Origin of the sequence: Segatella copri, assembly GCF_009494395.1 — a bacterium.
Taxonomy (GTDB): domain Bacteria; phylum Bacteroidota; class Bacteroidia; order Bacteroidales; family Bacteroidaceae; genus Prevotella.
On the sequence record NZ_VZCB01000099.1, the window covers coordinates 79725 to 103117 of the forward strand.

General features: G+C 45.0%; 21 protein-coding genes. 6 read left to right on the top strand and 15 right to left on the bottom strand.

Annotated features, from left to right (window positions below):
• Positions 1–135: 135 nt before the first annotated feature.
• A complete protein-coding gene (locus F7D73_RS14515; RefSeq protein WP_153125835.1) occupies positions 136–2283 on the top strand; it encodes a peptidylprolyl isomerase in 2148 nt (715 codons plus the stop codon).
• Between the two features lie 410 nt (positions 2284–2693).
• Here F7D73_RS14515 and F7D73_RS14520 read toward each other — a convergent pair whose 3' ends face one another.
• The 3 genes from F7D73_RS14520 to rfbA form a co-directional block, all read right to left on the bottom strand.
• Positions 2694–3122, bottom strand: coding sequence for a BT0820 family HAD-type phosphatase (locus F7D73_RS14520; RefSeq protein ID WP_153125837.1), 429 nt, complete (start codon positions 3120–3122; stop codon positions 2694–2696).
• Between the two features lie 89 nt (positions 3123–3211).
• On the bottom strand, positions 3212–5770 hold the full coding sequence (locus F7D73_RS14525; protein ID WP_153125839.1) for a GumC family protein: 2559 nt from the start codon (positions 5768–5770) through the stop codon (positions 3212–3214).
• Between the two features lie 95 nt (positions 5771–5865).
• On the bottom strand, positions 5866–6741 hold the full coding sequence (gene rfbA / locus F7D73_RS14530; protein ID WP_153125842.1) for a glucose-1-phosphate thymidylyltransferase RfbA: 876 nt from the start codon (positions 6739–6741) through the stop codon (positions 5866–5868).
• 214 nt (positions 6742–6955) lie between these two features.
• Here rfbA and F7D73_RS14535 point away from each other — a divergent pair, with 214 nt between their 5' ends.
• The 5 genes from F7D73_RS14535 to F7D73_RS14555 all read left to right on the top strand — a co-directional run bounded on the left by F7D73_RS14535 (position 6956) and on the right by F7D73_RS14555 (position 10689).
• Positions 6956–7606 (top strand): hypothetical protein, encoded by a 651-nt coding sequence (locus F7D73_RS14535; RefSeq protein ID WP_153125844.1) that lies wholly within the window; start codon positions 6956–6958, stop codon positions 7604–7606.
• A gap of 88 nt (positions 7607–7694) precedes the next feature.
• The gene (locus F7D73_RS14540; protein WP_153125846.1) at positions 7695–7988 is read left to right on the top strand and encodes a hypothetical protein; all 294 of its coding nucleotides are present in this window, start codon (positions 7695–7697) and stop codon (positions 7986–7988) included.
• Between the two features lie 8 nt (positions 7989–7996).
• Positions 7997–8296 carry a cell division protein ZapA gene (locus tag F7D73_RS14545; protein WP_153125848.1) on the top strand — a complete coding sequence of 100 codons (300 nt, stop codon included), beginning with the start codon at positions 7997–7999 and terminating at the stop codon, positions 8294–8296.
• 43 nt (positions 8297–8339) lie between these two features.
• Positions 8340–9875 (top strand): ribonuclease Y, encoded by a 1536-nt coding sequence (gene rny / locus F7D73_RS14550; protein ID WP_153125850.1) that lies wholly within the window; start codon positions 8340–8342, stop codon positions 9873–9875.
• Positions 9876–9990: 115 nt separating this feature from the next.
• A complete protein-coding gene (locus F7D73_RS14555; RefSeq protein ID WP_153125852.1) occupies positions 9991–10689 on the top strand; it encodes a tRNA 2-thiocytidine biosynthesis TtcA family protein in 699 nt (232 codons plus the stop codon).
• A gap of 140 nt (positions 10690–10829) precedes the next feature.
• Here F7D73_RS14555 and F7D73_RS14560 read toward each other — a convergent pair whose 3' ends face one another.
• The 12 genes from F7D73_RS14560 to F7D73_RS14615 form a co-directional block, all read right to left on the bottom strand.
• A complete protein-coding gene (locus F7D73_RS14560) occupies positions 10830–11732 on the bottom strand; it encodes a transglutaminase-like domain-containing protein (RefSeq protein ID WP_153125854.1) in 903 nt (300 codons plus the stop codon).
• Between the two features lie 15 nt (positions 11733–11747).
• Entirely contained in the window at positions 11748–12008 is a 261-nt protein-coding gene (locus tag F7D73_RS14565; RefSeq protein ID WP_153125855.1) for a hypothetical protein, read from the bottom strand.
• Between the two features lie 428 nt (positions 12009–12436).
• A complete protein-coding gene (locus F7D73_RS14570; protein ID WP_153125857.1) occupies positions 12437–13105 on the bottom strand; it encodes a Crp/Fnr family transcriptional regulator in 669 nt (222 codons plus the stop codon).
• A gap of 180 nt (positions 13106–13285) precedes the next feature.
• A complete protein-coding gene (gene hcp / locus F7D73_RS14575; RefSeq protein WP_153125859.1) occupies positions 13286–14929 on the bottom strand; it encodes a hydroxylamine reductase in 1644 nt (547 codons plus the stop codon).
• A 179-nt stretch (positions 14930–15108) separates the two neighbouring features.
• Positions 15109–15405: a thioredoxin gene (trxA, locus tag F7D73_RS14580; RefSeq protein ID WP_117692155.1), complete on the bottom strand. Its 297-nt coding sequence runs from the start codon at positions 15403–15405 to the stop codon at positions 15109–15111.
• A 118-nt stretch (positions 15406–15523) separates the two neighbouring features.
• Positions 15524–16450, bottom strand: a complete 927-nt coding sequence (locus F7D73_RS14585; protein WP_153125861.1) for a LysR substrate-binding domain-containing protein — start codon at positions 16448–16450, stop codon at positions 15524–15526.
• Positions 16451–16485: 35 nt separating this feature from the next.
• Entirely contained in the window at positions 16486–17064 is a 579-nt protein-coding gene (locus tag F7D73_RS14590) for a 4Fe-4S binding protein (protein WP_117692104.1), read from the bottom strand.
• Positions 17065–17082: 18 nt separating this feature from the next.
• A complete protein-coding gene (locus tag F7D73_RS14595) occupies positions 17083–17274 on the bottom strand; it encodes a 4Fe-4S binding protein (RefSeq protein WP_089542963.1) in 192 nt (63 codons plus the stop codon).
• A 6-nt stretch (positions 17275–17280) separates the two neighbouring features.
• Complete coding sequence (locus F7D73_RS14600; RefSeq protein WP_153125863.1) at positions 17281–17679, bottom strand: C-GCAxxG-C-C family protein; 399 nt, start codon at positions 17677–17679, stop codon at positions 17281–17283.
• A 90-nt stretch (positions 17680–17769) separates the two neighbouring features.
• On the bottom strand, positions 17770–20034 hold the full coding sequence (ccsA, locus tag F7D73_RS14605; RefSeq protein ID WP_153125865.1) for a cytochrome c biogenesis protein CcsA: 2265 nt from the start codon (positions 20032–20034) through the stop codon (positions 17770–17772).
• A gap of 161 nt (positions 20035–20195) precedes the next feature.
• The gene (locus tag F7D73_RS14610) at positions 20196–21953 is read right to left on the bottom strand and encodes a di-heme oxidoredictase family protein (protein WP_153125867.1); all 1758 of its coding nucleotides are present in this window, start codon (positions 21951–21953) and stop codon (positions 20196–20198) included.
• 106 nt (positions 21954–22059) lie between these two features.
• Complete coding sequence (locus tag F7D73_RS14615; protein WP_153125869.1) at positions 22060–23313, bottom strand: imelysin family protein; 1254 nt, start codon at positions 23311–23313, stop codon at positions 22060–22062.
• Between the last annotated feature and the right edge of the window lie 80 nt (positions 23314–23393).

The window sequence follows — 23393 nt, forward strand, 5'->3', positions numbered from 1 at the left end:
TTCCCTTTTCTCGTTTATTTTTTGTAATTTTGCAGACAATTGGCTAGTTTTAAGGATTTGAGAATCCTCATCATTCTTATGGCGATGCTCACTTAATAATAAGAAAATAAAAATAAAATAAAAATTAAAAACGTAATGGCAGCATTAGGAACAATTAGAAAAAGAGGCGTCATTCTGGTATGTATTATCAGTTTTGGCCTTTTCGCCTTCATTGCCGAAGAAGCTTTCCGTTCATGTGATTCTGCAAAGAACAATGAGCGTCAGCAGATTGGTGAGGTATATGGCGAGAAAATCAGCGTGCAGGAATTCCAGAAGCTCGTTGATGAGTACACAGAAGTTATTAAAATGCAACAGGGTCAGGAGAATCTTCCTGAGCAGCAGATGAATCAGATTAAGGACATGGTGTGGAACACTTATGTTCAGAATCAGATGATTGCTAAGGAAGCTGGCAAGCTCGGCTTGACAGTTACTGACGCTGAGCTTCAGGACATCTTGAAGACTGGTACCAACCCAATGCTTCAGCAGACTCCTTTCGTGAACCAGCAGACCGGTCGTTTCGATGTATCTGCTCTCCAGAAGTTCTTGGCTGATTATAAGACTCAGAAGGCTAACCCAGCCAACGCTCAGTTGATGGATCAGTATACCAAGATTTACAACTACTGGTCATTCATCGAGAAGACTCTTCGTCAGCAGACTTTGGCTCAGAAGTATCAGGCTCTTCTTGCTCATTGCTTCATTTCAAATCCTGTAGAGGCTAAGATGGCTTTCAAGGAGGAGAACGAAGAGAGCCAGATTCAGTTGGCTGCTTTCCCTTATTCTGATATCCAGGACGATAAGGTAAAGGTTGAGGAGAGTGATTTGAAGGCTAAGTATGATGAGTTGAAGGCTCGTTTCAAGCAGCCTGTTGAGACTCGTGACATCAAGTATGTAGACATCGAGGTGATGGCTTCTGCTGCTGACCGTGCAGCCCTCAACAAGGATTTCGCTGGTTTCCAGACACAGCTTGCTGCTGCAGCTGATCCTGCAGAGGTTGTTCGCAAGGCTGCTTCTACTGTATCTTATCTTGGTATTCCTGTCAGCAAGGATGCTTATCCTTCAGACATCGCAGCAGTCTTGGATTCTATGGCTGTAGGTTCTACTTCTGCTGTAAAGGCTAATACTGCTGATAATACTTTGAACATCGTTAAGTTGGTGAGCAAGCAGCAGTTGCCAGACTCAGTACAGTATCGCGTTATCCAGGTAGCTGCTAATTCTGTAGCTGAGGCTAAGACCAAGGCAGACTCTATCCAGGGTGCTATCGCTGGCGGTGCTGATTTCGAGGCTATCGCCAAGAAGTACGGTCAGACTGGTGAGAAGGCTTGGATGACAACAAAGCAGTATGAGTATGCTCAGACTATGGACAAGGACAACAAGGCGTTCATCAATACCTTGAATACAGCTTCTGTCAACTCTCTTAACCAGCTCCAGTTGGGTCAGGGTTACGTAGTTCTTCAGGTTCTTGACCGCAAGGCAATGGTTAACAAGTATGTTGCTGCAGTCATCAAGAAGACTATTGATTTCTCACAGGGCACATATCGTACAGCTTACAACAAGTTCTCTAGCTTCGTTAGCGGCAACCAGGCTTCAGCTGATTTGTTGAAGAATGCTGCTGGCAATGGTTACAAGGTTCAGGAGTTGAAGGATATGACAACAGCTTCTCATTATGTAGCTAATATCCATTCAACCCGTGAGGCATTGAAGTGGATCTTCGAGGCTAAGGAAGGTGAAGTTTCTCCTCTCTATGAGTGTGGCGACAACAATCACCTTTTGGTTGTAGTACTTAACAAGATTCATCGCATTGGTTACCGCGACTTGAGCGATCCTGATGTAAAGGAGATGGTAAAGGCTGAGGTTATCAAGGACAAGAAGGCTGAACTGTTGATGGCTAAGGTAAACGGCGTAAAGAGCATCGCAGCTGCTAAGGCTAAGGGTGGTAAGATTTCTTCTGTAAACCAGATTACTTTCGCTGCTCCTACATTCATTGCAGCAACTGGTGCTAGTGAGCCTGCTCTTTCTGGTGCTGTTTCTGCAACAAAGAAGGGCGCTTTCTCTGCACATGCTGTTAAGGGTAATGCAGGTGTTTATCTCTTCCAGGTTACTAACAAGTCTAACCGTCCTGTTAAGTTTGATGAGAAGACATACGAGCAGAAGTGCCGTCAGAAGTCTATGCAGTATGCTGGTAACTTCATGAACGAGCTTTATATGAAGGCTCACGTAGTGGACAACCGCTACTTGTTCTTCTAAAGAATAAAATCATTTAGTAAATCAATAATAGGGGATATACCATTCATCAGGTATATCCCTTTTTCTTTTGAGTGTTCTTTGACGTTGATGGCTTTCCTTATACCGTATAGGACTTTGTTCTTTCTGAGTAACAGTTTCTTTTCTCTCAGAATGGCTTTCCTTTTATACAGAGATAGTCTTTCGGTTAGATAGGAAAAGTTGTTGTTTTATATAGGTATAGTTCTTCTAAAAGCTAGCTCTCTCGTCCGCACATCAGCTGTTATGCACCCGCACAACAGCTGTTGTGCGGTCGTCTGACAGCTGATGTGTGCTTGTCTTCCATCTGTTGTGAGATAAAAAGACAGCGGGTGTATCAACTTTAAGAGTGATACACCCGCTGTCATATTTTGGACTTGGTTGGAACAGTTTGATTATCCGCGACTCCACCAGTGTTTCTTTTTAGGAGTCTCCTGCTCTGCGCAGTATTTCTGCTTTAATACTCTGCGGTAGCTGGTATGGTTGGTGATAATCTGATAAATCTCTCCCCAGTCTGGCAGTCCACCGATACCACGGTCGTCGATAAACCAGTCTGCCTTCAGCTTTCTAGAGAAGTGATTGTTGTTCTCGAGACTTTCTTCCGGATAGTCCTTGTTGACAGCCCAGAATTCTACTCCACGCTCTCTGCACCATTCTACAGCCTCATCCAGGAGCTTGCCTTCGCGTACGCTCCAGAGAATGAGTTTGTGGTGGTCTTTTATCAACATCTTCAATGTTTCTGTCGCGAAAGGTAACTCTGTACCAATCTTTGGGTACTCATGGGTTACGATTGTACCATCAAAATCTACTGCTATTGTTGCCATAGTTTATATGTCTTTTAATCTAAAAGAGTCTTCCTATAAATAATATAGAAAGACTCTCTTTATATAAATGTTATTAATTAAATCTTCAATTACTTCTTGATACTTGTGTCATTGGCATTGCCATAATGACTGTTGCTATAGTTGCCGTAGCTTCCGTACTGGCCGTAAGTACCGTACTTGCCATACTTTCCGTATTTGCCATATGAGCCGTAAGAACCGTAGTTTCCATACTTGCCGTACTTTCCATACTTACCAACTCCATAGTAGAAGCTGTGCTTCTTCTTGGAGAGGTCGACACCGTTGAGAACCAGACACATGTTAGGCAACTTCTTCTCGGCGTTCAAACCGTTGATCATTCCGAAGCTTGCCTTTGGAGTATAGTCTGCACGGCAAACATATACGCAGAGGTCTGCCAGACGACCGAGCTGCAAACTATCATTTACCAGACCCACAGGAGCTGTATCGAGAATGACATAGTCGTAATGCTGCTTCAGCTGGTTGATGATGTCGTCAAGACTTGCTCTTGTTACCAACTCACCTGGGTTAGGTGGTACAGGACCAGCCATCAGAATGTCGAGGTTACTGTTGACGCCTGATGCAACAATCTGCTTCTGGATATCTTCCCATGAATTATGATCATGAACAATCAGGTTGGTAATACCATTGTGGTGGTTGTCTATCTGGAACAACTCAGCCAGACGCGGCTTACGGATGTCAAGACCCACCATGATGACCTTCTTGCCTAACAAGGCGAGGGAGATACTGATGTTTGAAGCAACGAATGTCTTTCCTTCGCCTGAAGTAGAAGAGGTAAACATCATCACTTTCTCATCGCTCTTCAGCATAAACTGAATATTGGTACGCAAGCCTCGGAAGATTTCCTCCATCAGATTGTTGACATTCTGGTGAACCACAATATCAGCCTTTCCTTCCTTCTTGGCTGCATCACTGGCAACAGGGATGTCTGCTATGACTGGAATCTGTGTCAACTTAATGACATCTTCATGACCTTCAATCTTGTACTTGAAGAACTCAATAAGGAAGAGGATGCCTGCAGGAATTGCCAAGCCGAGAACCAATGCTATCAGCATGATGATTGAGCTCTTTGGGCTCACCTTGCCGATAAAGGAAGGTGCATCGATAATCTTTCCCTTATCTGCTGTTGCAGCTAAAGAAATAGAGTTCTCTTCTCGTTTCTCAAGCAGCATGAGGTAAAGACCAGACTTTACTTCCTGTTGGCGGCCAATCTGTGTCAGAACTCTTTCCTGCTCTGGTGAGTTGCCGATTTGTCCTGCATATTCTGCAGCCTGCTTAGCGATGCTGTTGCGCTGTATCTCCATGCCCAGTTTAGCTTGTCTCATGGCACGTTTGATAGATGTTGTGAGTGCATCCAACTGTGCGGTCAGAGGAGTTACTGTAGGAGAAGTCTCGCTGGCTGCATGCAAGGCGTTGTTGCGATCCAGGGCTATTTTGTTGTACTGGTTGATGAGTTCTGTTGAACTTTCATCAGTCAAACCTACGTTGGATGGGATAGGCTGGTATTTGTTACCTGGCTCGTTCATGTACTTACCAAGCTCGTCCAGCAATTCTACCTGGGTATTGGCATCCTGAAGCTTTTGAGCATAAGCGTCTGAGTTTGCGATGGTAGCTGTAGCGTTCAGCTTCATCTCAATCACCTTGTTGCGCTTCTTGTAGCTTTCGAGCTGTCCTTCTGTATTGCCCAGCTCCGCATTGATCTTTTGCAAACGGTTGTTGATGAATTGCTCTGTGCGGTAGGCAATTTCGTTCTTGTCTTCGTTTGCCTGACGGTTGTAAACCTTGAGGAGTGTATTCAGATAGTCTAAAGCTCTCTGAGGGTTTTCGTCGTTCAATACGAGTTCTGCAATCGTTGTAGTCTTGGATGTCTGACTGACAGTCAGGTTCTTTGTATACTGCTTGGCAGCCATTTCCGGAGAGACAATGACAGCTTTCAGTACTTCTCCATCTTCCAGTTTGTAAATCTTGCTAGGTGTAAAGGTCAGCATACCTACTCTTGTGCTGATAGTTGCTGGCAGACGGTCGAAAGTCTTCTCAAATTCACTGGCCTCTTTTTCGAAAGAGAAAGCATCAATAGGTAAATTGTATGTACCCTTGACGTGATACTTTGTACCTTCCTTTTCGATGCTGAGCTTGATAGGAGCGTTCAGCTTCTTGAGATGTGGCAGATCCAGGTCTACTGATACTTCCTGCTCTTTATATACCAGAGGGTCCTTGAAAGCGCTCTTATGATAGTAGTTAACGTATATTTTCATATCGTGAACTGCGAGTTGAGCCATGTCATGAGCCGACAAAATCTCAATCTCGTTATCAATACCATTAGAGTTTGACATAAAGCCGAGGTTGGCAGCACTTTGAATCATGCTACTACCCAAACTACCTCTGCGTTTGCTGTCATCATCGTCTTTAATGAGTACCTTGGTAGATGCTTGATAGGCTGGAGTAGCATATCTCAGGTAAAGATAGCCTAAGCCCAGGCAAACGATAAGAGAGAGTACGAACCATTTCCAGTTGAGAATCAGATTTGTATAAATCAACTGAAAGTCAATGGCAGATTTCTCTTCCTGTTCCTGAACTGCGCCTTCTAATTGTAAGTTCTTGTTCTCTTCCATTATTCTTTTAATGTTGTTATTTGAATTATACCTTATTATATATTATCTCAACCACTTCTATGAAAGTGGCAAGAATACTGATAGATTCAATTTTATTATTTACCCAAAGCTAGTTCCTGCAAATATTTTCCATATCCGTTCTTTTGCATAGGTTCTGCAAGTTTCAACAGCTGTTCTTTGTTAATCCAACCTTGTTTAAATGCAATTTCTTCCAGACATGCTACTTTCAGTCCCTGTCTCTTTTCGATCACTTCAATGAACGTACTTGCTTCTGACAAACTGTCGTGAGTACCGGTGTCCAACCAGGCGAAACCTCTTTGGAGAGTTCTTACTTTAAGTGTGTTGTCTGACAAGTAATGTTGGTTGACAGTAGTAATCTCCAGCTCGCCACGTGCACTTGGCTTGATATGCTTGGCAACATCTACCACACTGTTTGGGTAGAAGTAGAGTCCTACAACCGCATAATTGCTTTTTGGATGTTTGGGTTTTTCCTCAATACTGAGGCAATTGCCTTCTTTGTCAAACTCAGCAACACCGTATCTTTCCGGATCATTGACATAATAGCCGAAGACACTTGCCAATCCTTCTTCTGTAGCTTTTACGCTGGCTTTGAGAAGTCCGGTAAATCCGGCACCGTAAAATATGTTGTCGCCTAATACTAGGCAGACATTATCATTGCCGATAAATTTCTCACCGATAATAAAAGCTTGTGCCAATCCATCTGGAGATGGTTGTTCTGCATATTCGAAATGTACTCCTAAATCGCTTCCGTCTCCAAGGAGACGTTTAAAACCAGGTAAGTCGAATGGTGTTGAAATAATAAGAATATCCTTGATTCCAGCCAGCATCAAAACTGATACCGGATAGTATATCATCGGTTTGTCGAATATGGGAATCAACTGTTTGCTGATTCCTTTAGTGATTGGGTAAAGTCTGGTTCCAGACCCGCCTGCTAAAACTATTCCCTTCATATATCTTCTCTGTTGGAACACAAATATTAATTAATTAACGTGGCAAAGGTACTAAAAATAATTGAAACTTGAATAGAAAAATCGATAAAATCGTTGTTTTTCCAAGAAAAAACATATTTATGAAGAAAAAACACCCCTTTGATTTTGATATTTAGTGATTTTATTGTATTTTTGCAGAACAATTGAAAACATTAAAGTATAAAACGAAATAAGAATGGGAATATTTTCAAAACTATTCAGTCATAAAAATGACAATAAGAAAGTAGGTGGAATGGAAGATTACATGACGCTGGTCCGTGTATACTTCCAGGCTGCATTGGCTTCTCAATTAGGTATTACTAATCTGGCAATGTTGCCAGACTTGCGAGTGTTCAAGACCAGTTTGCATGTTCCAACTGTAAACAATCGTCTTGGTATCGGCGAGAAGGCGCAGGTTAAGAAAATGATGAAGAATATTTATGATACTGATGATTCTTTCTTCAAGGAGATTGATTCAAGTATCCGTAAGAACTGTCAGAAACTGCAGGATGTGAATGTGTATCTCATCCAGTTCCAGAACTTCACCCAGGATTTGATGATGCTGATGGGCAACTTGATGAAGTTCAAGCTGCGCTTGCCTAGCTTTATGAAAAATTCTTTATACAAGTTAACAGCAAAGACTGTAGATGATATCTTCAACAAGAATGATTACAGCGATGCCAGCACATTGAAGACTGTGTTCCAGTTGCGCCAATTCAACAAGCGATTAGCTTTCAGCCAGCAGTGGGTGACAGATTTTGCTTTCCAGGTATTGATGCTTGCAAAGAAGGAGCCACGTCCATCTGATGAAGATGTTGAAAAGGCAAAGCAAAAGATGGGAAAGTAAGTAAATCCCTTTAAATTTTAAAAAATATAGTAGAAAATTTGTTTTTTTCAAATTATTCTCTTAAATTTGTAGCCAAAAACAAAAAAGCATGAGTGCAAATGAGAAAACAATCAATACGTTTGCCACGAGAGTAAGGCAGATGATTCTCAAGTTTGACGAGGTCAAGCAGGAGAATACGGAGCTTTATGCCATGGTGGATGAGCGTGATGCCAAAATAAAGGAATTGGAGGATAAGTTGACTCAGGCGCAGCATGATTACGACAGTTTGAAGATGGCGAAGATGATGACGATTTCTGATGCAGATATTGAAACTACTCAGAAACGTATCGCCAAGCTTATCCGAGATGTCAATAAATGTATTACGCTACTGAGCGATAAATAATCGGAGCGATGGTAGATCAAACACAAGACAAGTTACAGATTAGGTTACATGTCTATGATACTGACCTCTCGGTAAGAATACCTAGAGAGGATGAGGAGTATTATCGTAAATCTGCAAAATTGATTGACGATATAGTGAATTCATATACTAAAATCTTTAAGGGGCGTAAGAGCGACAAGGAGATTTTGTATATGGCACTACTTGATGTGGCGCTGAGATATGAAAAGGAAGAGGGTAAGAATGACACCCAGCCTTATAATGAGATTCTTGAGAAGTTGACTGCCGAGATAGAAGATGCTCTGAAATAATAAGCAGCTAACTTTGAGTGAATTTTAATAAATATATATAATAATGATAGTAACAATTATAGCAGCCTTAGTCGGTCTCTGCCTTGGTGGAGCGGTGGGCTTTTTCATTTTCCGTTATGTTATCAAGGGAAAATATAATGAAATGATTGATACTGCCAGTAAAGAGGCAGAAGTATTAAAGGAGAAAAAACTTCTCGAAGTGAAAGAGAAGTTCCTCAATAAGAAAGCTGAGTTGGAGAAGGAAGTGCAGCAGCGCAATTCCCGTATTCAGCAGAGTGAGAATAAACTTAAACAGCGCGAAATCTCTCTCAACCAGCGTCAGGAGGATCTCGGTCGTCGCAAGCAGGAGGTTGATCAGTATCAGCAGCGTGTTGATAATGAAAAGAAACTTCTCACTGTCAAGCAGCAGGAACTTGAGAAGATGCAGAAGCAGGAGCAGGCTAAGCTGGAAGAACTTTCCGGATTGAGCGCTGAGGAAGCTAAGAATCGTCTCGTGGAGAGTTTGAAGGATCAGGCTCGTCTTGATGCTGCCAGCTATATCAATGAAATTATTGATGATGCTAAGCTGAATGCTAACCAGCAGGCTAAGAAAATCGTTATCCAGACTATCCAGCGCGTGGCTACTGAGACTGCTATCGAGAACTCTGTCAGTGTATTCCATATTGATAACGATGAGGTGAAGGGCCGTATCATCGGTCGTGAAGGTCGTAATATCCGTGCATTGGAGGCTGCTACCGGTGTAGAAATCGTAGTGGATGATACTCCTGAGGCTATCGTTATTTCTGCTTTCGACCCAGTGCGTCGTGAGGTTTGCCGTCTGGCTCTCCATCAGTTGGTTGCTGACGGTCGTATTCACCCAGCCCGTATCGAGGAGGTAGTTGCCAAGGTGAAGAAGCAGTTGGAGAATGAGATTATCGAGACTGGTAAGCGTACTGCTATTGACCTCGGCATTCATGGCTTGCATCCTGAGTTGATTCGCATCGTAGGTAAGATGAAGTATCGTTCTTCTTATGGTCAGAACCTCCTGCAGCATGCTCGTGAAACAGCTAATCTCTGTGCTGTCATGGCTTCAGAGTTGGGCTTGAACCCAAAGAAGGCAAAGCGTGCCGGTCTTTTGCATGATATTGGTAAGGTGCCTGATGAGGAGAGCGAGTTGCCACACGCATTGTATGGTGCCAAGATTGCAGAGAAGTATAAGGAAAAGCCAGATATCTGTAATGCAATTGGTGCTCACCATGATGAGATGGAGATGAACACATTGTTGGCTCCTATCGTTCAGGTATGTGATGCTATCTCTGGTGCTCGTCCTGGTGCACGTCGTGAGATTGTTGAGGCTTACATCAAGCGTTTGAACGATCTGGAGGCAATTGCCATGAGTTATCCAGGTGTAACCAAGACTTATGCTATCCAGGCTGGTCGTGAGCTTCGTGTTATCGTTGGTGCAGACAAGATGACTGATGAGCAGAGTATCAAGCTCTCAGACGAGATTGCTACCAAGATTCAGAATGAGATGACTTATCCTGGTCAGGTTAAGATTACCGTCATTCGTGAGACACGTAGCGTGGCTTACGCTAAGTAATTTTAGAGAATATTGAAGTTTAAATTGTCGTTTCCTTACCTTTGGTTGGGGAATGTATCTTGATAAAGCCGTGCTCTTTTTATAGGGTACGGCTTTTCTTTTTCTTCTAAATAATATGATAAAGGCAGAACAGAAAGTATTAAAGCGTTTCAACAAGGGCTGTGTGGATTATCATCTTCTGGAAGATGGTGATCGCATTCTCATTGCTTTGAGTGGAGGCAAGGATTCATTGGAACTTGTCCGTTTGCTGGCTCAGCGTGCCCGTATCTTCAAACCGCATATAGAAGTGGAAGCAGCTCATATCATCATGGATAATATTCCTTACGAGACTGACCGCTCTTATCTTCAGGATTACTGTGCTGAGAATGGCATCCGGCTCCATATCCTGCACAGTTCTTTCGATGAATCCATCGATCCCCGCAAAACCCGTTGCTTCCTCTGTGCCTGGAATCGCCGCAAGACGCTCTTCGAGTTTGCGGTAAATAATGGTTTCAATAAGATAGCCTTGGGCCATCACATGGATGATATCCTCGTTACCCTGCTGATGAATATCACCTTCGAGGGTTCTCATTCCACCATGCAGCCCAGTCTTCCTTTAAAACATTATCCGCTCACCATTATCCGCCCCCTTTGTCTGGTGCATGAGGCGGATATCCGTCAGGTGGCAGAAGAGTTGCATTTCACTAAGCAGAAGGCGCTGTGTCCTTATGAAGAGACCACTCGCCGTGCGGATATGCAAGCCATCTTCCAGCAGTTGGAGCGGTTGAATCCTGAAGCGCGCTATAGTCTTTGGCGTTCTGTCTTTATGGCATAAAATATAGTAGAAGAAGCAATAAAAAAGAAAGTAGTTTCATGTGCTCATGAAACTACTTTCGTTAGCCAATGAAATAGGCTTCATTTGCCATCGAAGCCTATTGTATTTGTTCCTGGGGTAAATCTAGTAAATGGCAGTTACTAATTTTGGGGAGCTGCCCAGAAACGTGAAGCATCTGTTGTCAGTACTGAATGGTCGGGAAGTTCAAAACCTTTGAATCCAGAAGGAACAAGCACGATATGGCGATTCTTGTTTCTATAAGCAGGATTATTGTCTTCGCGACCATAGCCTGTTGTCTCCCAAGTATCAAACCTGTATAAGTTTTTTGCCCAATATGCTCTGTAATAAACAAAATCATTATCTGAATTCAAGAGAGGACGGTAAACGATTTCTCTGCCGTCAATATATCGCTCACGCATTTCTGCAAGAGAAAGTGGAGTGCCTTTTTCATCTTCTGCCCAAGCATTCATATCCGAGTCTAGCATAGCCCATTTCTGTAATTCTGGCAGCCACACCAGGTTAACAACATGGCAGTCGGAATCCTCGGAATCTGCGGGATGACAAGTTACAAAGCGGTTTACAATACCCTCAGACAGCAATAGTTCGTGTAAGAGGATGGAGTGTAATCGACAGTTGAATGCAGGCTCTATCGATCGAGTGTATTTCCAGAGATCTATAGCATTACGTCTCTTAGGATTAATCTTTTGATTGGCATGAGGAATGTTTTCCGCTACAAAACGTGCCAGTGAAATGGCTTTGTCCCATGTTGGCATTGTGGAAGATACAACAGTATCGAGTTTGAAATATTCACGGATTTTTTGTGATTGGACAGAATCTTTCTGATATGCAAAATGATAGGACGTAGTATCTGGTACATATTTGCCAGCGTCTTTTAATTTTTCTACCATTTCATTCTTCAGCGAATTGCAAAGGTAAGCTTCCACTTGTTTATTGAAAACAAAGCGTGCCAACAGTAATGTTGCTACAGCTATGAGCAGGATTCCAAGGATGCTCCAGCCAACCAACTTGATTTTTTTCTTCATTTTTTATTCTATTAGTTATTTCATTTTTTCTATCTGTTCCTGGGTTAGTCCGGAATACTTCTTGATTAGATTGATGTCAACACCATCGGCAAGCATGTTCTTGGCAATTTCCAAGGCTTTCTCATTCTTACCTTCTTGCTTCGTCGTATCAATAGAATTTTTGATATGAGGAAGCAAATCAGTAAATTCTTGTTCATTGCCGTTCCAAATATTCGCTTGAAACCGAAGTCGGTCAGCAAGCTGATGTATGTTTCTTCTACCTGTTTCATACGTCATTCTTTTTAAATCTTATGCAAAGATTTTGCCAGCGAGTGCAATGAAAGCTTGCTTTCCAATTGCCGAGTGCCGCCAATCTTATGCAAAGGTACGCTGAATATTTGTAACCTCCAAATTTTAAGGCAGTTTTTTCTTATAATCGTCTTGTTTCACATATATATTAAGGTAATTTCGTAGCGTCGGATATGCCCTTTCCTCCGTTAGGCGTTCCGGCGGATTTACAATCCGCCGCTAATAAATGTCCTAACCTCTTTATGCTCTGGGGATATGTTATCCCCAGCAACCAGGATGTAGTCTGCAATGTGATGGGAATGGGGGATTTCAAACCGATGCAGCGGATGTGGTGCTGAAGATGGGCTCTGGAGGCGCAGGTGGAGAACTTCGTCTTCATCGGTTCTTTCTCTCTCCTTTCCTCTCATTCTTGCTTCTTATTTCATGTCATCCGAGTTGAGTATGGTGATGGTCTTGCCATCAATCCTGATGGCGCCCTTCTCCTCGAATTCGGACAGGCAGCGGAGGAGCGAGAACTTCTGGATACCGAAGATATCCGCCATTTCCTGTCGGCTGACATCCAGCCGGATGGTTCTGCTCTGCTGTTTGGTAGCCATCTTGATGAGGTATTGCGCCACCTTCTCCTTGACGGAGAAAAGGGAGAGCATGCGCATTTTCTGCGAGAGGAAGATATCTATCTTTGACAGGTGCTGGATGAAGTTCCAGCGTATGCGCTCATCGGTATCTATCAGCAGTTTCAGTTCCGAAGGCTTCATGCGCAGGAGGGTAGTCTTCTTACTTGTCTCCACGCTTACGGGCATTTCGTTATGATGTGCGAAGATATAGGCAGGGGCTATCAGCATCGATTCCCCCAGCCGCTCTATCTGGGTCTGTTTGCCCGACAATCCCGACATGCGGGCTATCATCTCTCCCTCGACAATGATGTCGGCATATCTGCAGGGCATTCCTGCCAGCACATAGATTTCCCTGGCAGGAAGCTCCACCATCCGGTAGCTTACCATCGATAGCGCCCCTCTGATTTCCTCAGGAGTAAATCCCTCAAACACCGTGCATTTCTGCAAGGTAACGAATATTGATTCTTTCATACATTTAAGTTTTATATTCAATAACGCATTTTCTCCCGATTTATTGTTCGCTCAAAAAATAAGGCACTTTGCAACACTATCGAGAGTGTTATTGCAAAGTGCCTTTTAAACATGAAAACTTATCTTTTGATTTTTTACCCGAGTTTTACAGATTCTCTCTTAACTCAGTAGCTGCTGTTCTTATCCTATATATTTTTTGATGTCCTCTTCTACCGTTCCGTTTCCGGCAATGCCAAAGGTATCTACCAGTACCTTCAGTACGGCTGGTGAACAGAAGGCTGGGAGCGTAGGACCCAGATGGATGTTCTTTACGCCCAGATGCAGCAGGGCAAGAAGTACGATGACAGCCTTCTGCTCGTACCAGGCAATATTGAAGAAGATAGGAAGGTCATTGATGTCGCTGGCTCCAAAGATCTCCTTCAGCTTCAATGCCACAACCGCCCAGGAATAGGAGTCGTTGCACTGACCGGCATCCAGCACACGAGGAATGCCGTTGATGTCGCCCAGATTGAGCTTGTTGTACTTGAACTTGGCACAGCCGCTGGTGAGGATTACTACATCCTGAGGCAGCGCCTTGGCAAACTCCTCGTAGTAGTTGCGACTCTTCATTCTGCCATCGCAGCCACTCATCACCACAAACTTGCGGATGGCTCCGCTCTTCACTGCCTCTACTATCTTGTCTGCCAGGGCAAAGACCTGGGCATGCGCAAAACCGCCGATAATCTCGCCTGTCTCTATCTCCCTAGGTGGCTGGCAGGTCTTGGCAAGCGCAATCACCTCGGAGAAGTCCTTGTGGCCGTCGGCACCCGCCTGGATATGCTTCCAGCCAGGGAAACCGGTAGAGTTGGTGGTGAAGACGCGGTTCCTGTAGCCTGCCGATGGCGATGGCGGCACGATGCAGTTGGTGGTGAAGACTACAGGACCGTTGAAGCTCTCGAATTCCTCCTTCTGTTTCCACCACGCATTGCCGTAGTTGCCCACCAGATGCTTGTACTTCTTGAGCTGCGGATAGTAGTGGGCAGGAAGCATCTCGCCATGGGTATAGACGTCGATGCCCGTGCCTTCGGTCTGGATGAGGAGATCTTCGATATCCTTCAGGTCGTGACCGGAGATGAGGATGCCCGGATTGCTGCCTGCGCCGATGTTCACCCGGGTGAGTTCCGGATTACCGTATGCCTGGGTGTTGGCCTTGTCGAGGAGTGCCATCACATCCACGCCGTACTTTCCTGTTTCGAGTACCACGCCCAGCAGCGTGTTCATATCAGCATCAGGGTTGCTGATAGTGGCGAGTGCACGGCAGATGAAGCTGATGATTTCGTTGTTCTCTTCTCCCAGATGGGCTGCGTGCTCGTAGTATGCCGCCATACCCTTCAGGCCGAGCATGGTGAGTTCCTTGAGCGAGCGGATATCTGGATTCTCGTGGCGGAGCACGGATTCACGGGCACCCTCAGCCTCATAGTCTGTCTTCTCGCCACCCCAGGTTACCTCCTGATAAGCAGGGAGGTGGATATTCATGCTTGCCGCCTTTTCCAGCAGCAGTTTCTTCAGTACGATGCCCTTATCTACCTTTTGCAGGATATCCTGGTCGTTGAAGTTGGCGTTGGTGATGGTGGTGAAGAGTGCATCCGTGAGGAAATGGGTTACCTCTGGTGTCGGTTCTTCGCCTATGCTATGCTGTATGGTTCCTATGCCACGAACCACGCTGAGCAGCAGATCCTGCCACTTGGAAGTTGTTGCCTCCTTACCGCAAACACCCTTGATGGTACAGCCTGTACCCTTAGCTGTTTCCTGACACTGGAAACAGAACATCTTGTTTTCTGCCATATTGCTATCAATTAATGAGTTATTTTAATGTTTTCTTCCAGGCGGCAATCTGCCATTCCTGGTTTTCGGCTGCAAAATTACGGCTTAAAAAATAATCCTACGGTAACAATTGTGACCGTAGGATATTAAAAAAACATAAAAAGAGTGTGGGGGAATGGATTTCGTTTTCAGCAGGGCTATTATTGCAGCTGCGAAATTTTCTGCATCAAATCATTCAGGCTCATGGCTCCGCTCTGTCGCCAGAGCATTTCTCCCTTTTTGAAGAGCATGAGAGTAGGGACCGACTGAATGCGGTACTGCATGGACAGTGCCTCGTTCTTGTCTACATCTACTTTCAGGATTCTGATGTCATCGCCCATCTTCTCCTTCAGCTGTTCCAGGATAGGGTGCATCATCTTGCAAGGTCCGCACCAGGTAGCGAAGAAATCTACCAATGTCAGCTGTTCGCCGTTAATCATTTCATTGAATTTTTCCATCATTATTGATATTTAAAAGTTATTACTTGTTTTTATCGGTGCGAAGATAAGAAGAATCCGGCATTCCACCAAATCACTCAGTCAATGCGGCGATAGATGGAGTCTATTCATTTTAAGGTTACAGCCTGATGCCGTATTTCCTGATGCCTTCTCCCATCATCTCCTCCGGAATGAATATCTTGAGGGTATCGACTAGGGTGTTCAGCATCCGCTCACGGATGTAATCCTCCCTGATATAGAGCGATATGCGCCGCTGCGACAGATAATCTTCTTCTATCTTTCTTACATTCCTCTTCTGCTCCTCACTCAGGAAGGGGAGGTGCATCTCTGGAATGATGGTGAAGCCACCATTCTCATCCACTATCCTTATCAGGGTCTCGATGCTGCCTGCCTCATAGATATGATGACCCTTGCTGCGCGCCTTGCAGAACGAAAAGGCACTGTTGCGCAGACACTGTGCCTCCTTCATAATCCACATGTTCTCATACTCCAGATTCTCTGGCTTGAAAACAGGGAGCTTGCGCCAGCATCTCTCGGCAAGATACACATAGAACTTCTCCGTGTAGAGCGGTATCTCCAGAATGCCTTCACGGATATTGTCGGAGATGGCTATGCCGGCATCCGTCTCACCACGAAGCAGGGAATCGAGCATGAAATCAGCCTTCAGTTCCTGAATGTTGAGATCCACCGATGGATAGTTTTCCCGATAGTGTCTGATGAACTTGGGCAGGATGTAGGGGGCAATGGTTGGACCCACGGCGAGCGACAGTCTTCCGCCTATCTCTCCCTTATCTTCCATCACGATTTCCGAGATGCGTTCTGTCTCCTGCAATGCCGTTTCTGCCTGACGGATAATCTTCTTGCCTGATGCAGTGGGAGATACGGTCTTGTTGTTTCTTTCGAAGATACGGGTATCCAGTTCTTCCTCCAGTTTCACAAGCATGGCACTGAGCGTGGGCTGCGAAACCAGGCAAGCCTCTGCCGCTCTCGCAAAATTGCGAAAGCGGTTGAGTGCCACAATATATTTCAGTTGCTGTAAATTCATATCGCTATTCTATTTATATCAGCCAAGTACAGGGCTTATCTTGCCTTGAGTTTGCAGATGAGTTGAGTCATGTTGCCCATCGGACAGAAAACACACCAGGTTCTAGGACGATAGAAGATGGTGAGTAGCACACCCACTATCAGCGAGGTGAGCATGATGCCATAGAGACCGAAGGCAAATTGAGCCTTCCAGGGTTCTATCTCTACAGGATATGCCCAGTGCCAGGGAACATCAAAGCTCCATAGCAGGTGAATGGTCTGATGGAGATTCTCTGCACCCTTTGCCACCATCACTGTGAGGATGATCATCTGGATGAAGAAGAACATGAAGAACAGCAGAAATCCATGACGGAACCATTTGGATGATAACCATCTTGGTGCTACCTTCCTGCGCGACCATCCCAGGGTGTTTCCTATTTGAAGGAAAAGCTGACCACGCCCACAATAGTTGTTGCAATATCCCTTGCCGCCTCCGAAAACAGCCATGAACAGCGGAATCATAAAACAGATGACTCCCAGCCATGCAAACACGATATTGAAGAATCCAAGGGTGAAATAGGTGGCAGATACCAGCCACAGATAATCACTCCACTTCTTGCTTTTTTGTCTTGCCATAAAAATGCTTTTTATCTGTTATCTCAATACCTTGTGCATGACTCCTGCCGGACAATTCCTTTCACAGATGCCGCAACCTATGCACAGATCCTCATTCACTACTGCATAACATCCCCGGTAGATGCTGATGGCATCCTTGGGACACACCTTTACGCAAACACCACATGCCACGCAGCGGTCGTGCTCGCTTTGAGCCTTGTATTTTGCCATCGTTTTCTACTGATCGGTTAGTTTATCAAACTGCTCTTCCAGAAATTCTGCCGCATCGGCTACGCAGAGCGGGCATTCTCTGAGGACCTTTCCCGTACCTACGCCCTTGAGAAGCCTGCACTGGGTAGCTCCGTTGCGCTGCTGGAATTGGGTCATAATCTGTCGCATCGCCTTGATAGCCTTTGCCTTATCCTTGGTGGCAAGACCCAATACCACACCTGCTCCTACGAGGGCACCGCAGGTTCCTTCCATATTTCCCATTCCCGCTGCAAAGGCATTGCCCACATTCTTGAGGGTATCTTCGTCGATACCTGTATAATCATAATAGGTACAAACCACTGCCTGGGTACAGTTATGAGATCCACAACGCTTCTTTTCTGCTGCAATTTCTTTTCTTGTTTCCATTTTTATCTTGTTTATTTGAATTTTGCTGCAAAGATACGGCTTTTATGATAGATAAACGAAAGATGTTGGCTATTATATTATAGATTCTATCTATGCATACGAGTGCATACCCGTGAGGAAATAGTTCACACCGAAGTAGGTCATGGCGATACTCAGGAAGGCTAGGGTGATGTAGATGTGATATACCAGCGGCTTGCGGAAGACCGGCAGACTCTGCGTATGCACTACTACGGCATAAATCATAAAGGTGATGAGCGCCCACGTCTCCTTGCTATCCCAACTCCAGTAATTACCCCAGCTCACGTTAGCCCAGATGGCTCCGATGAAGATGCCGAATCCCATCGTGGTGAGGGCAGGGTATAGGAAGATGCGGCTCAGTGCCTGAAGCTCTTCGCCATGAGAACGAAGGCAGATACCCATGATGCCACAGATAAAGGTGAGCGATAGGAGGGCATAGCTCATCATGATGATGCTGACATGGATGCTGAGTAACGGACTGTTCAATACCGGCATCATCTGTCCGATAGCAGGATCCATCTGGTTGATATGGCTTACCAGAAGGAAGAATCCTGAAATCAGGAAGCCGAATACCATGACGATGCGGATGCGCAACTGCATCAAAATGCTGATAAGCATCACGAACCAGGCTACAGTCAGCATACTTTCATATCCGTTAGACATAGGTATGTTGCCGCTGATAATCCATCTCAATGCCAATCCGAAGGTTAAGGCAAGGAAGGATACGCCAAGCAAGATAGGCAAAGCGATGTTCAATGCCTTGATTTCTTTCTTCTTCGTCATGCGATAGATGGTGTAGAAGAGGGCAATGAAACCCAGTGTGAGGTTTGCCATGAAGAGAATGGTGGCAAAAGGAAAGGCATTATTGATGCGTTCTGCCTTATACTGGGTATTTGTTGGCAGCGAGTTACCACTACTTACCTCCTGATATTTCTTCATCTTGACGAAGAACTCATTTACACGGCTGATATTTCCTGCCTTTACATCGCCATTCAGCAGGGAGAATACGTTCCTGATATAGAGCGCATGCTGCTGCTCTACGGCTTGCGGCAACTTATCCACCGGTGAAAACCAGGTGGTGGTACCCGCCTTGATGAAAGGATGATCCTTGGTAGCCTTCACATTCTTGATGAAGGTGTAAGGAAGAACTTTCAATGAGATACCTGCTCGCAACTCCATGATGATTTGTATCTTGCCATCGATATCGGCGGCTTGCTGATGGAACTTGTCCTGCTGACCATTGTAGTATTCCTGAACATATGGTCCGATGGTATAGCCACCCATCTCACGATTGAAGAAAGTATTAAGCGATGTATAGTCTGGCAGGTTCATTGCCGTCTTCATTTCTCCGCTTTTGATCTTGATGAAAGGTTCGCTTGCCCATATATTCCCATAGAATACCCAACCGGAGAGCACCTGTTCTGCAGTCAATCCCTGATAGCTTCTAGCTCCATATATCTTCTTGCAGAAATCCAGGGCAAAGGTCTGTACCGGACAGATGCGGTCATTGTAGAGAATATGGAGTTTGCCGAATTTCTCAGCACTTTCCCTTGGCAATACTGCATGCTGGAGATTGCCTGCTGCTGATTCGGCATGCAGAGTCTGTATGTTAGCCATGCTGAGGATGAGTGCTATCATCAAGGCTCCCTTCTTGAGCAAAGGACTCTTCAGTAGTTTGCGATAACCGCCCTTAGGGTCGAAGAGCATCCATACGAGGGAGATGAAGAGCAGTGCATAGCCAGTATAGGTGACAGGAATACCGAAAGGGTCGGCATTGATGGCTAGCACGCTTCCCTTGCCGTCTTCATCGTAAGATGACTGATAAAGACGGTAAGACCGGTGGGAATAGATGTTGTTCATCGAAACTTCGCCTTCGCTCTTATCATCTCCGTCTATTACGGTGAATTTTGAAGAATAGTCAGCCGCAGCGTTGGTTCCATCGTGCATCTTCGCTTCAAACTTCTGCAGGCAGAGCGAGAAAGGGAGTTTCTCTTCCTTCATACCCTGCTCTTCATCCTGAGCCATATAAGTATCTGTAGGCTGACCGATGCGCAGATGAATCATGCCCCGTTTAGCCGATATATGTGTGAGCAATGCCCCGGCAAGGATAATGATGAAGGAGAGATGGAGTGCCAGCGTAGAAGCGCACTTCACTTTTCTTTTGATGATGTAGAAAGCACCGAGGGCAGCAAGTACTGCCCAGATTAGAATGAACCACCATGCCCCATAGTAGTGGGCATGGGCATAATCCGTGCCCTGGCTTTTCTCCACGATGGTGGCGGCAGCCATGCATACGAGCACAAGGATGTAAAGAATGAATATAATCTTTTTAACCATACTTAGTTGGAACCTTGATAGAATTTCCGCTGCAAAATTACGATTTTATTCGGAAACATGCAAGAGTTAATCCGTATATTTATAGATTCAGATAAAAAAAGCTGCCAAGTGCTTTTGATAGCCTGGCAGCTTTTCTTATTTTTGTTCCTTCATGTAAAGGCTTAGATAGCATTGATAAATGCCACTACAGCATCACGCTCTTCCTTGGTTGCATTGTAGAAGTTGAGTGCTGCATTGTATGAATCGCTGCGCTTGTCATAGCAGTGCCACATGATAGCCTCTACTACATTGCGGGCACGACAGTCGTGCAAACGGTCGCTGCGACCAGTCAGCATGCTTGACAAACCACGACCCCAAAGTGGAGTAGTGCGGCACCATCCTGTACGGATGTCGTTAGCCATGTACAGACGGTGCTGTACCAGGTCGGTGTATGGATAAATAGTCTGGCCTGGATACTTTGGCAACATGGTGTTAGGATCCTGACCAATGCTCTTGGCATAAGCCTTGATAGATTTATCTACCCAATAGTTGTCAGCACCTGTTTTCCAAGATGGCTTGTGGCAATTAACGCATCCCCACTGAGTGAAGAGCTTCTTACCTTCCTGAACCTGTGCATTGTCGAGGTTACGGGCAGCAGGAACAGCCAGACCGCGATGCCAAACCATGAAGTCATAGTAATCCTTATCGCTCATCTCTTCCTCGCCATTGTATGGAGCACCATTCAAAAGGTATTTCTCGAAAGTAGCCGACTTGGATGCATTGTTGCAGCTCAGAATCTCGTTTACTCTCTCCTTGATACCTTCCTCTGTTCCATCTGCATAGTATGGGTGGAGTACAGAAGACTCGTCAGCACCATGCTTCTTGATATAGCTGATTACTTCTGGATCTTCACTCTGATACTTTGCCCAAGCTGGAGTAGTATAGAGATAATGACGGTCGGAACGTGTTACGTTGGTAATGTTCCAGATGGCATTGGCACCTGGACCATCCTGCAGGGAAGCACGGGTCAGGGCATAGGTAAACTTCTTCACCTTCTTGGTTCCATCTGCCAAAGTGTACCAGGCACTTGAAGCCCAATCGTTAGCAGTCTTGTCCCACATGGCAGGGTTCAACTCTACGTATTTCGCCTCATTCTGATAAACCTTCTTCATATCATCCTCGTCGATGGCATCAAGCAAGCCTGTACCATAGATACCGATGGTTGATTCCAGGCGAACCTCATAGTTGTCTGGTTTAGGATTGGTATTGAATGCAGACTGAGGGATGGTAACCTCTGGATACTGCAAAGCGAAAGTCTCGCCATCCTTAGGGAATTTCATAGCCAAACCGCTAGGCATGGTTGTAACCTCATTCCACTGGATGTTAATCTGCTTCTCGTCGATAGGAGCAGAGAATGGAGTCATAGCCTTGGTCTGTGGCATACCTGGAACCTCAGTTATGTAGCTGTCTGCCTTATAAGGCTTTCCGTCAGCTGTAGTACCTGCTGTAGGGTGATAAACCACGAGCAGGTAGCCGTTACCAAACTGGTCTGCCTGATACTGGTTCTGGAATTTACCATGACCATAGTTAGGATGGCAGTGGAGACAGCTGCTGCGAACCCAAGCTGGGCCAAGACCCTTACGTGGAGCCTCTGTGATGGTGTAAAGGTGCTCGAAGAAATCTTCACCTTTGTTGAAACTGTTTGACAGTCCCTGGTTGGTAGTAGCTGGTGTTTCGGCTGAATAGCTCATACCTTCGTCAGTTCCAAGTTCGCCACCTGGATACCATTCTGATGCCTCAAAAACATCGTTAGCCTTACCAAACTGAGAATCACCATTTAAATTGTCATTGTTTACCACATTGTTATCATCGGAGCATGATGCCAAAGGCAAAACAAGCAAGCCGAGTAATAACATTTTGCTAATTCTTTGATAAATCATAATGTTATTCTGTTTTATAATGTTTTATATTCTCGTTTAGCGCAGAATAGCATCTCACCAAAAAGAGTATGGTGAGATGCTTCCTGTATGTTAGTTTACCACAAGATTACTCTGGGTTTACTTCATCAAATTTCTTACCCCAAACAGTACTTACATACTTAACGAATGGGTAAGGCATACCACCGATTTTGCTGATAGCGTTAGCGATGGCAGTCTCAACACGCTGACCTTCTGCAGATGCGTTGTCCTTGAAGAACTGATGGAAGCTATACTTAGCATTAGAGCTTGTACCATTAGTGCCACCATACCACAAGTTCTCGATAGAACGGATGTTGTTCTGGAAGTCGGTGATAGAGTTGTAGCTATATGGAGACTCTACGTAGCTGATATCACCTGCCTGGAATGGGTTGGCAATCTTGGCTGTACCTACCTCGTTAGAGATACCCCAAGCTGAACCTTCCTCCATAGAGAGAAGCTGCTGAACGGCTGCCTTCAAAGAAGCGAACTTACTAACAGAAGTGTTACCTGCATTCTTCATGTTGGCAGCGTATGACTGACCCTTGTCTGTCAGGTACTCAAGACCTGCTGCCTTTACTGCTGCGAGGCGAGATTCGTTAGGATTCTCAGACCATGCAACCTCCAACTCATATACGTGGTTAACCAAGTCCTCGATAACAGCCTCTGCATACTTCAGCTCCTCAGAACCCTTTACATCTGTAAAGCCATTGTATGTATCGTTACCCTTGAACTCAGCAACCTTACGTGGCTGTCCATCACGGAAGAGGATAAACTCAAGTGCGTGGAAACCAAGGATAGAAGCATCCTCAAGCGCAGCATCACTAAACTTACCTGTAGCAAAGTAGCTGTGGAGGAGTGTACGGTTCAATGGCCATGAGTCGATGTGTGGGTCAATATCGAAGTCTGATGCTGCACCACCGAGGAAAGCCTCGCTCTTCTCCCACAATGCACGTGCTTCCTTGAAAGCATCGCAGGCATTGTTGATGTTCTCCTGAGTCAGGTTGTTGGTATCTACACTCTTAGGAAGAGCAGTGTGCAACTTCTCTACAGCGTCAGCCAGTGACTTGTATGTTGGCTGGATGGTATTGTCAACAGCATTAGCACATACATTCTTCAGGTATGTTTCCTGATCTGCACTCAAATTTGCGTTGTTTACTTTGCTGTAAGCTGCACGGAGGGCATTGCAAAGTTCATCGCAGGCATCCATAGCATCCTGGCCATATGCCTTGTTTGTAAAGTCGCTGTTCTCTACTGGATCATCATCGCTGCTGCATGATGTGAAACCTAATGGCAACATAAAGGCTGCCATGAGCATTACTGCACTTTTAAAAACCTTTTTCATTTTAAATATAAGTATTTTGTTATTGATATGTTTATATCTATGTTTCAATCACTTTATATTAAGTTCTTCTGTAAGAATCT

Coding starts and splice junctions, on each gene's coding strand:
- F7D73_RS14515 (WP_153125835.1), top strand. CDS start 136: ATGGCAGCATTAGGAACAATTAGAAAAAGAGGCGTCATTCTGGTATGT.
- F7D73_RS14520 (WP_153125837.1), bottom strand. CDS start 3,122: ATGGCAACAATAGCAGTAGATTTTGATGGTACAATCGTAACCCATGAG.
- F7D73_RS14525 (WP_153125839.1), bottom strand. CDS start 5,770: ATGGAAGAGAACAAGAACTTACAATTAGAAGGCGCAGTTCAGGAACAG.
- rfbA (WP_153125842.1), bottom strand. CDS start 6,741: ATGAAGGGAATAGTTTTAGCAGGCGGGTCTGGAACCAGACTTTACCCA.
- F7D73_RS14535 (WP_153125844.1), top strand. CDS start 6,956: ATGGGAATATTTTCAAAACTATTCAGTCATAAAAATGACAATAAGAAA.
- F7D73_RS14540 (WP_153125846.1), top strand. CDS start 7,695: ATGAGTGCAAATGAGAAAACAATCAATACGTTTGCCACGAGAGTAAGG.
- F7D73_RS14545 (WP_153125848.1), top strand. CDS start 7,997: ATGGTAGATCAAACACAAGACAAGTTACAGATTAGGTTACATGTCTAT.
- rny (WP_153125850.1), top strand. CDS start 8,340: ATGATAGTAACAATTATAGCAGCCTTAGTCGGTCTCTGCCTTGGTGGA.
- F7D73_RS14555 (WP_153125852.1), top strand. CDS start 9,991: ATGATAAAGGCAGAACAGAAAGTATTAAAGCGTTTCAACAAGGGCTGT.
- F7D73_RS14560 (WP_153125854.1), bottom strand. CDS start 11,732: ATGAAGAAAAAAATCAAGTTGGTTGGCTGGAGCATCCTTGGAATCCTG.
- F7D73_RS14565 (WP_153125855.1), bottom strand. CDS start 12,008: ATGACGTATGAAACAGGTAGAAGAAACATACATCAGCTTGCTGACCGA.
- F7D73_RS14570 (WP_153125857.1), bottom strand. CDS start 13,105: ATGAAAGAATCAATATTCGTTACCTTGCAGAAATGCACGGTGTTTGAG.
- hcp (WP_153125859.1), bottom strand. CDS start 14,929: ATGGCAGAAAACAAGATGTTCTGTTTCCAGTGTCAGGAAACAGCTAAG.
- trxA (WP_117692155.1), bottom strand. CDS start 15,405: ATGGAAAAATTCAATGAAATGATTAACGGCGAACAGCTGACATTGGTA.
- F7D73_RS14585 (WP_153125861.1), bottom strand. CDS start 16,450: ATGAATTTACAGCAACTGAAATATATTGTGGCACTCAACCGCTTTCGC.
- F7D73_RS14590 (WP_117692104.1), bottom strand. CDS start 17,064: ATGGCAAGACAAAAAAGCAAGAAGTGGAGTGATTATCTGTGGCTGGTA.
- F7D73_RS14595 (WP_089542963.1), bottom strand. CDS start 17,274: ATGGCAAAATACAAGGCTCAAAGCGAGCACGACCGCTGCGTGGCATGT.
- F7D73_RS14600 (WP_153125863.1), bottom strand. CDS start 17,679: ATGGAAACAAGAAAAGAAATTGCAGCAGAAAAGAAGCGTTGTGGATCT.
- ccsA (WP_153125865.1), bottom strand. CDS start 20,034: ATGGTTAAAAAGATTATATTCATTCTTTACATCCTTGTGCTCGTATGC.
- F7D73_RS14610 (WP_153125867.1), bottom strand. CDS start 21,953: ATGATTTATCAAAGAATTAGCAAAATGTTATTACTCGGCTTGCTTGTT.
- F7D73_RS14615 (WP_153125869.1), bottom strand. CDS start 23,313: ATGAAAAAGGTTTTTAAAAGTGCAGTAATGCTCATGGCAGCCTTTATG.